The following is a 12,436-nucleotide window of genomic DNA, read 5'->3' as shown; positions in this document are numbered from 1 at the left end:
GACCGAATCGCTCCGCTGGAGGACCCGTGACCGGCATCCGCTCCCTACGCTCCCAGCTCCGCCTGCTTCGGCCCGCCTCCTTCGGCGCCGACGCGACCGGTGAGCGCCTGGCGCGGATCCGGAGATCGCCGAACTTCGCGGACGGCCGGTTCGTCAACCCCGTGGGCGCGCGCGTCGGCCCGCTCGGCTCCAAGGTCGAGTTCGCGAAGACGTACTTCCGCAAGGAGGAGCGGCTGCGCCGGGCCCCCTCCGGGACCGTGCCCGTGCACCCGACGACCCTGGCCGACCTGGCCCGCCCGCCCGCGAGCGGCCTGCGCCTGACGTGGATGGGGCACTCCAGCGTCCTCGCGGAGATCGACGGCAGGCGGGTGCTCTTCGACCCGGTCTGGGGAGAGCGCTGCTCGCCCTTCGCATTCGCCGGTCCGAAGCGGCTGCACCCGGTGCCGGTGCCGCTCACCGCGCTCGGCCCTGTGGACGCGATCGTCATCTCGCACGACCACTACGACCACCTGGACCTGCCCACCATCAAGGCGCTGGCCGACACGGACACGGTCTTCGCGGTGCCGCTCGGCGTGGGCGCGCACCTGGAGCACTGGGGCGTGTCCCCGGACCGGCTGCGCGAGCTGGACTGGCACGAGCGGACGGAGATCGCCGGCCTCGGCTTCACCGCCACCCCGGCCCGGCACTTCTGCGGGCGCGGACTGCGCAACGAGCAGCACACGCTCTGGGCGTCCTGGGCCGTGGCGGGCGAGGAGCACCGCATCTTCCACTCCGGGGACACCGGCTACTTCCCGGGCTTCCGCGACATCGGCGCCGAGCACGGCCCGTTCGACGCGACGATGATCCAGATCGGCGCCTACAGCGAGTACTGGCCCAAGAACCACACGGATTATATGCCGCTGCCTGGTGGGTGGCCGGACATTCACATGACGCCTGCGGAGGGGGTTCAGGCGCACTTTGACCTGCAGGGGGGTGGTCCGGGTGGGGTGATGTTGCCGATCCACTGGGGCACGTTCAATCTGGCTCCGCATGCCTGGGCGGAGCCGGGGGAGTGGACGAAGTACGAGGCCGAGGAGGCCGGCCAGACTGTGGCGTTCCCCCGTCCGGGCGAGCCGTTCGAGCCGGTGGGGAAGCTGCTGCCGGAGGAGCCGTGGTGGCGGCCGGTGTCCCATCCGATGGCTCACCCGTGGCGCAGGCCCCAGTCGGTCGAAGCTCCTGCCGAGGTCTCCAGGCGTGATCTTGACCCTGCGGGGGATCGGTGACGGCGAGCGAGGATGACCTCGGTGGGGTGATGCGCCTGCTGGCTCGTCTTCCGGGCGAGGAGCGCGACCGCTTGCTGTGTGCGCTGGACGGCGCGGCTCGCCGGGAGCGTTCGCCTGGTGGCCAGCAGTTCAGGCCGTTGCCGATGCTGGCGGGGCCCTCCCAGTTGTCGTCCGAACACGCATTGTGGGCAGCTGAGGCACCGGGCGCGGAGCTGTCGATCGTCTTGGCTGCGCCTGGACCACGCAACGTCGGCGCTTGGTGACGGAAACATCTGAGCGGTGTCGCTGTGGTGGTCGGCCTGTCCACCGAAGGCTGAGCCAGCACCAAACCGGGGCATGTGGAGCGCAGGGAGATCCCCCCCCCGCAGGCCATGGCACTGATCCGATGGTGGAGCAGGACCATGGCCTGCGAGCGCGCGGCGACCCGCACCCGAGCATGCCCGTGGGTCAACGCAGTAGACGCATGGCCAGTACGGAGCCGTCGGAGTGCACGGAGATGGGCCCGTTCCATCGTGGGTCCCAGGTGTCGCGAGGCCATGTGGACCGGCGCGCGTAGATCTCACGGCGGTACTGGTCCACTTGTCCCTTCTCGAGGTGGCGGAAGACGTTCTTCGCGACGCCGGAGAACACCTCGACCCGCTTCCGGTTGAGGCGGAAGACATGGTCGGTGCCGACGAAGTCGATGTCGAGGAACCGGTGGCGTGCGTCCTGGACGCTGTTGGTGGCCGCGTGGCTCAGGCCGGTGAAGTGCCGCTGTCCTTGCCGTTTCGTCAGGTATGGGGCGGTAGCCTTTCCGTCTCCGGCGAAGGCGGTGAGCCCGGCCGCGGTGGTTCGGGCGAGGGCATGTTGGAACCAGGCGTAGAGGTCCGGCTTCACGTGGTAGCCCGGTACCGGCTCCGGAGGCGTCTTGCTCTGTGTGGGTGGCTGGATGCCCGGAAAGACGTTGTCGTCTTCCAACGGGTGATCGAGCACGCGGGCCGGGGCATCGAGCCAGCCTCCGCTTCCTTCGGCCTCCAGGGTGTGCACCGTGAGCGGTCCGTCGAGCGGCAGCTCGGTGCTGAACACCAGGCACGGTGTCTCGTCCCATGCTCCGATGTGCACCGCCTCGACGTGGGCGGAAGCTGACGCGAGCTGAGTGTAGGAGCTGGACAGACCGCTGTGGTTGCCTTTGCAGGCGATGGGGATGACGCGCGACGGCTCGCCGGGTTTCCACACTTCGGCGAAGAACTGCGGGCGATACCGATACCCCGACCTCGGGCCCGAGTCTCTGCTGGTCAGGGCCCATCCTGCGCGCAGGGCCGTGTCGGCCGGCACGATCGAGACGAAGCGATCCGGGTAGCGCATGTTCAGGAGCCGTGTGGCGAGCGCCAGTGCGAAACCGGTGCCTAGTTCTCCCGACTGGAGTGCCTTGTAGTAGTCAGCGGTTTCCCGGCCCTCGGCCGAGAGCGCCATGAAGGAGGCTGCGTCCCCGGTCAGGGCCTGGTTGTACTTCAGGCAGCCCCAGTGCTCGGCGAGGCCGCGTCCCGCTCCGCGTCGGGCCAAGGTGATTGCCCGTCCCAGTGTGTGCAGCACGTCCCAAGGTGTGAGTTCTGCGCTGCGAGCGAGGTCCTTCGCCGGTATGGGCTGCAGTTCCGGCTTGCGGCGGAGCGGATCGACGTCCTTGCCCTTTCTCTGTTTGTCGTCGTCCGCCGCGGCGGCGCTCACGTTCCCGGCCAGCTCCGAGTTCGAGTGGACTGCGATGTTCGACGGCTCGGCGAGGTCCTTGAGTATTACTGCCGTGGGCTTCAACCTGCTTCCCCTCGTGCTTCGTTGTTCCTGGTCTTCTGGCTGGCCGCGAGGTCGTTGAGGGCGCCGTTGACGACGTACCAGGACACGGTGAGCGTGTCGCGGTCGGGAGTGTGGGCCTCAACGAACTCACGGCGCGGGTGAACGAAGTTGCGGTATTCGCGGAGGGTTTGGCTGAAGCGCTCTACGTCGGCGTCGATCCAGCCCGCCCTGTGGCAGATGCCGATGAGTTTGTAGAGGCTGATGGAACCAGGGCTCTCTTTGCCCATGAGGGAGGAGTCGTGCTCCTCGACCACCGTGAGCAGGACGCCTTCGAGGAGGCTGCCAAGCATGATGATGGCTGCGACGTGAGCTCCGTTGGCGTAGCAGGTGCGCGCTTCGTCGAGACGGCGCTGGAGCAGCGCAGCCATCTTCGGGTCACGGATGATTTCGGTGAGGGTGGCCCTGAGCTCGACTGGTGCCTGCTGGCCGGGGTGAGCCATAGCCGGGTCGCAGGCGACGATCCTGGGGCGGCCGCCAGGGTTTTCCAGACGGATACCTTCGTGAACGAGGAAGGTGTTCACCGCGTTGACGATGGTCGGGAGAATGTCAGGTTCTTCGAGGTACTCCCGTGCGTCTGCGAGCCTGAGGAGTACCTTCTCCAACTCGGTGGGCTCGTCGCGACGTTCCAGGAGCAGTTGGAGCGCCCACTCGCCGCGGTACTCGCCGTCGTACGCGGGCACGTTGCGCCACCCGGAGTTCTCCAGGAACTGCGCGATCTCGAAGCCCCTGCGGTAGTAGAGGTGGTCGTCACCGCAGATGACGCGGGCCAGCTCCTTGAGGGTGTTGCCGTCGAGCGTGCCGACAACGGATTCCTGTGTCATGCGGCGTCCTTCGTGGTGTCGTCGGCCTGCTCGTCCTGGGTGTTCGTGTCGTCGGTGAACTCGTCGTCCGAGGAGAGGTCGAGAGGCTTCCACTCGGCGTTCGTGCCGGCGGGCGGCCCAGCCTCTGCTGTCGTTGCGGACCGCGTGTGGTTCGCCGGCTTGATCCCCTGGCGGTCGAGCTCATCCCACAGTCCGGTGAGCGCCGCCTCGGGATCGAAGCGGAAGTCGCTGTCCCGGACGCGCCAGAACTGCCAGCCCACGCGCTGCAGTTCACGGTCCCGTCGTTCGTCCTTCTCGATCTGCTCGCGTGTGGCGTGATGGAAGGGGTCGCCGTCGCACTCGACGGCGAGGCGGCCACGGGCACCGACGACGACCAGGTCGATGCGCTTGCTGCCGACAGGGAACTGCGGGACCACGTGGTAGCCACGTCCCTTGATCCTCAAGTACACCTGCTGCTCGAAGAGTGAGTCGAAGGGAGCCCTTCGGACATCAGGGAGCACCGGTCCGATGTCGTCGGCGGCTTCCAGCGCGGCCGGCGGGTTCTCCATGTACGTCAGGAGGTTGAGGCGCAGGTCGTGCGGCTTGAGGCGGTCCGGCGGGACCGAGTAGAAGAGCCAGATCTGGTCCTGGGCCCGGCTGGCGGCCACGTTGTAAGCCTGTTGCTCGCTCTTGGCCCCGCCCGCGGCGCGCGACGGGTTCGTCACGACCATGGACAGCAGGATGACGTGGCGTTCGTCGCCCTGGAACGAGGCCGCGTTGCCGACGCGTATCTGGTGCTGCTCTCGTACGGTGGCGGGCAGCCGCTGTTCGATGAGTGTCTCCAGAAGCCTGGTCTGACCGAAGCCCTGCAGGACGATCACGCCCATCGTCTTGTCCTGGTAGGCCGGGTCCTCGACCATGCGGGCCAGGCACTCGACGATCGCCTCGGCCTCCTTGGCGTTGTGGATGCGGCTGTCGCGCCCCGTGGCCACGGCGCCTTCGACGAAGTGAGTACGCAACGGGTCGAGCCGTTCGGCGCCGTACTGGCGCAGGGGTAGAAGCTTGTTGTCGTAGAACGTGCTGGAGGACCAGTTGATGATCTCGGGCACGCAGCGGAAGTGCTCTTCGAGGCGGATCACCTTCGGGAAGAAGGTGGACAGCAGCTGGTACAGGTTGGTGTGCGGCGTGTAGAGCTCGCGGAGTCTGGAGGGCATGTCCGGCAGGTGGGCGGCAAGCTTGTCCTGAATGGCCTGCAGACGGCCCTTGCCGGTGACGGCGGGGGCGCACTGCTTGTCGTCACCGACGACGATCACGCGTGGTGCCAGCCACATCAGGAACAGTGCGTCCATGCCGGCCTGGCTGGCCTCATCGACGATGACGACGTCGAAGGCGTCGCGCTGCGTCTGCACCATCTCCGCGACCTGGGGGATGGGCATGACCCACGCAGGGACCGCGCCCTGCGCCACGGACATCGCGTCGCGGGCCGCGGCCCGGAAACGTCCCGCGTGCCGCCCCTTCCCCTTGCCGTACGAAGCCATGTGCGTCCGGTACGCCTGCAGGGCTGAGCGTTGCTCCTGCGTCATGCGTTCCAGGCAGCGCAACCGGCCCCAGGCTGCGGCGAGTTCCCCCGTCACCTGCTCCAGCCGCGCTTCGTGCTCGCTCAGGTCGCCCTGCAGCTTGCGCTCCAGGCCGGGAGTGCGCTGTTCGTCGATGAACTGCGAGGCCCTGCCCCACGCCCAGGCCCGATCCAGGGACTCCAGCCGTTCCTCCCACTTGGGATCGGCGATGCTGTCGAACAGACGTCCCGCGAGCACCGGGTGCGCGGCGCGCAGGGTGTCCAGCAACTCGGTGCACTGCCGCGCGCGGTGATTCCGTCGGTGCGCGGCGGCCAGTGCGTCCATGGCCTCGGCGTAGGCGTCCACGTCCTGGTCTCTCAGGGCTTGCGCGAGAGCGGCGGACTCCTCGGACAGCTGCGTGCCCTGGACGGGCGTACGAAGAAGCTCGTCCCACGAGGCCAGCTGCGCGAGAGCCTCGTCGGCGGCGCGTCGGCCCTTCAGCGCAGTGACGGCCGTGGTGAAGTCCTGCCATGCTCGGCGAGAGGTGAGGGCCAGGTGTACGCCGTGTCGGATCAGGATTTCGTCGATGCGTTCGCGAGCCGCACCGAATGCCTCGATGTGCTCAAGTCGCCCTGCGCGCGCGGTCAGTTCGGCCAGCCGTACCTCCACGGCCCCCGGGGCGAGCGCCGCACGCACCTGCTGCCAGCGCGTGGCCGCGCCGACGAGCGTGGCGTGCGCCCGCAGGTGAATCAATACGGCATCCAGGTCCTCGACCCTCTGTGGGGCCCGGCCGTCGACGGGGCAGGAGTCCAGGAGTTCCCGGGCATCCTTCTGCGCCTTGCTCGCAAACCGGGACCGCAGCCCCTTCCCCGCGGCCAGGTGCGCGCGGAGCGCGGTGCCGACCGCCCTCCACTGTCCCGCCGTCTGAGCGCTCAGGTCTTCGGGCACGGACACTATGCGCAGGCCCAACGAGTCCACGTCCTGCGCGACTTCGCGGATGTCATCGGTCATGGCTGCCACCCGCTGCCACAGCCTGATGTCGGACCGGGACAGCTGGCTCGCCAGCGCCAGGGTGATCCAGGAATCAGGGTCCCAGCGCGTGGCATCAGCGGGCGTGCCAAGGTTGTGGAGGGCTGTCGTGGAGGCGTCGAGCAGAGAGGTCAGTTCACCGGTCACGGACGGGTCGAGACTCGCGAGCAGGTTTCGGACCTCGACCGTTTCGGCGGACAGACCTCCGTCACCGAGGCGGCTGGCCTCGAAGACGCCCGCGACATGCTGAGGCGACGGCAACTCTTCAGGAAGAGGAAGCGCGTCGCCTGCGCGTGACTCGCCCGCGCCGTCGCGCAGCAAGCGGAGGAGTTCCTGAGCTTGCTCGGAGGACAGCGGCGGAACGTCCTCGGCGCCGTCAGGAAGCCGGCCGACCCAGCCGCACGCTTCGGTACCGGCGTGCACGTGCTCCACGATTTCGGCGAGTGTGCCGGAGTATCCCGGCGCCACGCTCCGATGCCGGTACTCGGCCTCGCGGAGCGAGATGACCCGCTCCGTAAGCGTCTCGATCCTGCCCCGCACGTCGTCCCGTTCGCCGGCGAGGCGGCGGATGTCGGCGCGCAGTTCGTCCGGGTCGCTGGCGGCCACCTGATCGGTGAGCGCGTTGATGGTGCGCTCCAGCTCGCCCGCGCCGTCATGCCGCGTGGAGCTGAGCAGCAGCACGCACAAGTCCCGTACCTCAGGCGGAAGTTTCTCCCGCAGTACGGTCAGCGCCTGGTCACGGGCGCTGGTGACGAGCACCCGCTGCCCTTGCGCGAGCAACGCGGAGATCAGATTGGCGATCGTGTGCGTCTTGCCCGTGCCCGGCGGTCCCTGGACCACTACACCGGTGTCGTCCTCCAAGCGGCTGAGCACGCTGCGCTGTTGTGCGTTTGTCTTGCCGGGGAAGAGAGGGTCGTCACCGAACAGCGGTGCCCGCTGGACTCCGTCCCAGGCAGACCGGTCCTTGGCTTCGAGCGGCAGGACCATCTGGGCCAGGCCGAGCGGCGCCCGCCCCTCCGAGACCATCGTCTCCGCGATCTGGTCGTAGCAGCGGAGCAACGAGTTCAGGTTGCGGGGGCGCATCACCAGGGCCGGGGCGTAGGTGAGCCGCGCGCCCGGCTCGGGTGCGCGGGGCGGCTCCCATTCCGCGCTGAAACCCATGGGACGCGTCGTCGCGCGTTCCTGCCACTGCGCCAGCTGTTCCAGAGCCTCGGGTCCAAGCGGATCGAGCGCCCGAGCCGCCATCTCCTCGGAGAGGGCAGCTCCCCGCTCGCGTACCCACCCGTCATCACTGTCCAGGAAGTCCTGATCCTCAAGGCGCAGGGCACTCTCCGACGAGAGCCGCACGGTCAGCCTCGCGGTGCGGCGGTCCACCGACGTCTCCACCCGATGCGTGAGCAAGTGGCGATGCACCGTGTCCTCGTTCGGACTGGTCCAGGTCAACAGCCCGACGCCCAGGACGAGTTCCGTCTGGTCATCCTCCTGTGCCAGCTTCTGGTGCCACGCGTAGATCCGGTCGTAGAGCTCGCGCAGAGGGCGCTCTGCCCGCTCCCTCTCCGCCCACCTGCGCCAGCGATCCAGCCACGTGCCGTAAGCCCGCAGCACGTCGCCGGCCTCTTCGCGACGCAGGGGGCCGTCCTCTTCCCGCTGCTCCTCGCTGTCCTCAACGCGTATGAGTTCACGACCCGGCCCCGCCTCCGGGAGCGGTGGATCACCGCCGTCAGGGTCCACGCAGCGCGCCGGATCCACCCAACCCTCAAGCACGGCCGGCAGGTCGGGCGGTGCGCTGTGCGGGACGTGATCGAGCATCAGTAGCACGCCGCCCTCGCCCGGCGCGGGCCGGCGGACCGACTCCGGCAGCCGGGCCAGCCACACCCGGTCGCGGCCCCGGTCGTCGCGCTGTCGTTGGTGGCTGCTGTGGACCATGTCACGCAGGAAGTTGACCAGCCCCACCGTCTGTCCGATGACGTCGGGATCATTCGCATGGACTTGCTGAACGTTCACCGTTCCCCTCTCTGCCGCTGGCGAACGCTCCAGGATGAGGGCGGTATGAGGCCGTAGCAACGCACTCCGGGCGGGATGACCAGATCCGCTCCACAGCCCCGCCTCCGCGCACTCCATCGGATCGGCGGGGCACTTCCGGTTCCAAGAGGCTTCGTGAATCATCGGCGCCAGCGGGCCTCTGCCCACTCTTCGCAGGTGAGATGCGACGCGGTCAGTCCGTCTGGCGAAGGCCCACCACGGGGATTCCCGAGTCATGAATCGTGTGCTGTTCCTGCCACGGGCACACTGAACGACGGTTACGGTCCGCGATGTTCAGTGATGCATCGTGGCGCAAAGTGTTCGGTATCCGAAGTTTTGGCGAACTGCGCTGTGCCCGGCTGTACGGAATCTCAGTTGCTGTGCGACGCGGCCAACCTTGGCCGGAGACTCTCGTCGACACGCAAGATGCGCTGTTGGAGGTCCTGGAGCACCCGTCCGGACTTCAGTCCCAGTTCGTTTCGCAGAGATTCCCGCGCCGAGCGATGGATGTGCAGGACCTCGCCGGCCCTGCCGCCGTCGTGCAGTGCGAGCATTAGCTGCTGGTAGAAGTGATCGCTCGGCGAGAGGCCGAGGTGCTGAAGCCTGCCAGAACGTCATGTTTCCGGACATCCACATGACCCCCGACGAGGGCGTCCAGGCCCACCTCGACCTGCAGGGAGGCCGGCCGCACGGCGTGCTCCTGCCCATTCACTGGGGCACGTTCAACCTCGCCCCGCACCCGTGGGCCGAGCCCGGCGAGTGGACCAGGCGCGCGGCCGAGCAGGCCGGCCAGGCGGTGGCCTCCCCGCACCCGGGCGAGCCTTTCGAGCCGACGGGGGAGCTGCCCGCACAGGCGTGGTGGCGTGCGGTGGCCCACGGCTTCGTACCGACGGGTGCGTCCGAACCCAGCGCTGTGGAGGGGCAGTTGACGGTCGAGCCCCGGGCGGCGGAGGTCGGCAGGGGGTAGTCGCCGCTGCGAAGCATTCACGCCACCTGGCATATGTTCCCGGCCAATTCTGGCGTGCCGCTTTGACGGTTCCCCGCATCGGTTTTCTTCCGCATCGGGGCTCTCCCGCCGGTGGGTTTGCCGCTGAATCGCCGATTCCGCGTGCGCTCCGTGCTCGCGCGCGCCTCGCGGGTGGCCCGTCCCGGCTCTTCACCAGGGGGCTGAAGCCGTGCTTCCGTGTCCCCCGACGGCCGCGTCCCCCCCTAGAGTGACGGGCGGGAACAAGCGTCCTACCAGTGCGAGTTGACCTTGCGCGCGGGGCATGGTGCCAGACCGGCACCCGGTTCGGCGAAGTTTGTCAACAGCCCATCGCACATGTCGGTCCGGCGACTACGGTGTGTGCCCGTCGACCAACGCGCGGCACATCCTTGCTCGACGGTGATCGGCGCAGTGATCCCACATGCCCGCACGCCACGAGCCCCTGATGCCCGCACACCACGAGTCCACCGAGGACGCCGATGTCTCACCTTCGCGAACCGGCCGCACGTGCAGAACGCCGTGAGGGCGGACGCCACGGCAGGCCGGGACCCCGGTCTGGCCAGCAGCTCCCCGAGCTCCAGATACGCCGTCAATTCCTGCGTGCCTCGGTCCTGCCCGCAGTGGCGGTCGCCCTGTGCGGAGCGGCCGCCGTGCTGTTCACCCTCCGGTCCACCGGGGCCGAACCCTCCGGCTGGCTCTGGGCCGTCCTGATCACCGCGGCCGTGGGCGCCGCCGCCGGGATCGCCGCGGCCGTCGTCGCCGCCAACCGGAGCGCGCGCGCCATCCGCGACCGCCTCATCGCGCTGCGCCGCACCACCGCGCGGAGCCAGGCCGAACTGAGCGGCCTCGTCGAGCGCCTCCGCAGCGGAGAGGGCGCCCCGCAGCGCCCGGTGCCCCCGTCGCAGGTCGGCGGCGGCGACGAACTCGACCAGCTCGCCCACGAGTTGAACCGCACACACGAAACCGCCGTCGCCTCCATCGTGCAGGCCGCGCAGATGTCCAGCCACGCGAGCAGCGAGCAGAAGGTCGAGGTGTTCGTCAACCTCGCCCGCAGGCTCCAGTCCCTCGTCCACCGAGAGATCCAGCTGCTCGACGAGCTGGAGAACGAGGTCGAGGACCCCGAGCTCCTCAAGGGCCTGTTCCACGTCGACCACCTGGCCACGCGCATCCGGCGGCACGCCGAGAACCTCGCCGTGCTCGGCGGCGCCATCTCCCGTCGCCAGTGGTCCAACCCGGTCACCATGACCGAGGTGCTGCGCTCCGCCATCGCCGAGGTCGAGCAGTACTCCCGCGTCAAGCTGGTGCCCCCGATCGACGGCACCCTGCGCGGCCACGCCGTCGCCGACGTGATCCACCTGCTCGCCGAACTCGTCGAGAACGCCTCGGTGTTCTCCTCGCCCAACACCCAAGTCCTGCTCCGTGCCAGCCATGTGACGGCGGGTCTGGCCGTGGAGGTCGAGGACCGCGGACTCGGCATGCCCGTCACCGAGCAGAACAAGATGAACGCCCTGCTCTCCGACCCCGATCAGGTGAACGTCGCGAGCCTGCTGTCCGACGGGCGCATCGGCCTCTTCGTGGTCTCCGCGCTCGCCCGCCGCCACGGCATCGCGGTGCGCCTGCAGAGCAACATCTACGGCGGCGTCCAGGCCGTCATCCTGCTGCCGCAGGCCCTCCTCGGCGCCGACTCGCAGGCCGCCAACGGCCAGGCGCAGCAGACCCAGCAGGCCCAGGCGGCGAAGGCCCGACAGGCGCACGAGGCGCAGCTGATCCAGGACGCCCCCCAGCCCGCTGCCGTACCCGAGCGCGAGCAGCTGCCGGTGCCGGTGGCGTCGGCGCCGGCGTCCGCCCGTGACTCGCGCGCGGTCGAGACGCCCGCCCTGCAACTGCACATGGCCCCCCATGTCCAGGCGGCCCAACTGCCCCAGCAGCAGCGGGCGGAGAGCCCCGTCACCGCAGCAGCCGCCCAGAACGGACCGCTCCCGGTGCGCGGTGCCCACGAACCCCGCCTCAACCCGGCCGATGCCGCTCAGGGCCTGCGCCCCGAGGCCCGGCACGCGGCCGCACCGGCGCCCGCCGAGACGACCGGCGAGCGGCACTCGGCGGAGAGCGCGCCGCCGCCCGCGGCCGGTAACGGCCGCGGCACCACGGGCCGACCCCAGCTGCCCAAGCGCCGTGCGCAGGAGCACCTCGTACCGCAGCTGCGCAACGAGCCGGTGCCGCCGCCCGCGCCGCAGGAGGACGACGCGACGGTGGGCCACGACCCCGGCCTGATGGCCGCCTTCCAGCGCGGCATCGGCCTCGCCGAGGCGCACGACGAGTCGCCGACGGCCCCCGCGCCGCAATCCGCTCCCGTACCGCACGCCGCCGCCCCCCTGCCCCCGCATTCCGAAGAGCCGCTCGTGCGTCAGGATGGCGCCCGGCGCGGGGGAGCGGAGCTGACCGAGTGATTGCCGGCCCGGTCACCGAACTCCCCGACACCACCAGCAAGTTGACGCCCGTACCCCCAAGGAGTCGATCCCTAATGGCGAGCGATGTGCCGACCGGCCAGGTCTCCGACCTCGACTGGCTGCTGAGCGGCCTGGTGCAGAGGGTGCCGCACACCCGAAGCGCGGTCCTGCTCTCCTCCGACGGACTGGTCAAATCGGTCCACGGACTCGACCCGGACAGCGCCGACCACATGGCGGCGCTCGCCTCCGGCCTCTACTCCCTGGGCCGCAGCGCGGGTGCGCGCTTCGGCGACGGGGGTGAAGTGCGCCAGGTCGTCGTGGAGTTGGCGCAGACCCTGCTGTTCGTGTCGACGGCCGGTTCCGGCACCTGCCTCGCCGTGCTCGCCGGACGCGAGGCCGACGCGGCCGTGCTCGGTTACGAGATGGCGATGCTGGTGAAGAGCGTCCGGCCGTACCTCGTCACACCAGCACGCCAGACAGCGGTGCCGTCGGCGATGAGGCATTGAGC

At 69.4% G+C, this 12,436-nt stretch carries 6 protein-coding genes and 2 pseudogenes; 4 read left to right on the top strand and 4 right to left on the bottom strand.

The window, feature by feature from the left end:
- The first annotated feature begins 26 nt into the window (after positions 1-26).
- A complete protein-coding gene (locus QIS96_RS09285; protein ID WP_282541959.1) occupies positions 27-1,262 on the top strand; it encodes an MBL fold metallo-hydrolase in 1,236 nt (411 codons plus the stop codon).
- Positions 1,263-1,709: 447 nt separating this feature from the next.
- Here the strand turns inward: QIS96_RS09285 and QIS96_RS09280 are convergent, their stop codons facing one another.
- The 4 genes and pseudogenes from QIS96_RS09280 to QIS96_RS37820 all read right to left on the bottom strand — a co-directional run.
- Positions 1,710-3,050, bottom strand: coding sequence for a hypothetical protein (locus QIS96_RS09280; RefSeq protein WP_282541958.1), 1,341 nt, complete (start codon positions 3,048-3,050; stop codon positions 1,710-1,712).
- Positions 3,047-3,910 carry a hypothetical protein gene (locus QIS96_RS09275; protein ID WP_282541957.1) on the bottom strand — a complete coding sequence of 288 codons (864 nt, stop codon included), beginning with the start codon at positions 3,908-3,910 and terminating at the stop codon, positions 3,047-3,049. The genes QIS96_RS09280 and QIS96_RS09275 overlap by 4 nt, the downstream gene beginning before the upstream one ends.
- Complete coding sequence (locus QIS96_RS09270; RefSeq protein ID WP_282541956.1) at positions 3,907-8,478, bottom strand: AAA domain-containing protein; 4,572 nt, start codon at positions 8,476-8,478, stop codon at positions 3,907-3,909. Before QIS96_RS09270 ends, QIS96_RS09275 begins: the two co-directional genes overlap by 4 nt.
- Positions 8,479-8,867: 389 nt before the next feature.
- Positions 8,868-9,059 (bottom strand): annotated as a pseudogene (locus QIS96_RS37820) (BTAD domain-containing putative transcriptional regulator); the annotation flags it as partial.
- A gap of 56 nt (positions 9,060-9,115) precedes the next feature.
- On the opposite strand from QIS96_RS37820, the pseudogene QIS96_RS09265 reads away from it, so the two are divergent.
- The 3 genes and pseudogenes from QIS96_RS09265 to QIS96_RS09255 all read left to right on the top strand — a co-directional run.
- Positions 9,116-9,463 (top strand): annotated as a pseudogene (locus QIS96_RS09265) (MBL fold metallo-hydrolase); the annotation flags it as partial.
- A 497-nt stretch (positions 9,464-9,960) separates the two neighbouring features.
- The gene (locus QIS96_RS09260; RefSeq protein WP_282541955.1) at positions 9,961-11,928 is read left to right on the top strand and encodes an ATP-binding protein; all 1,968 of its coding nucleotides are present in this window, start codon (positions 9,961-9,963) and stop codon (positions 11,926-11,928) included.
- Positions 11,929-12,002: 74 nt separating this feature from the next.
- Positions 12,003-12,434, top strand: coding sequence for a roadblock/LC7 domain-containing protein (locus tag QIS96_RS09255; protein WP_282541954.1), 432 nt, complete (start codon positions 12,003-12,005; stop codon positions 12,432-12,434).
- Positions 12,435-12,436: the final 2 nt, after the last annotated feature.

The organism is Streptomyces cavernicola (genome assembly GCF_029968035.1).
Classification (GTDB): Bacteria; Actinomycetota; Actinomycetes; order Streptomycetales; family Streptomycetaceae; genus Streptomyces; species Streptomyces cavernicola.
Note: the sequence above shows the minus strand (reverse complement) of the source record. Positions and strands in the feature narration are given on the sequence as shown.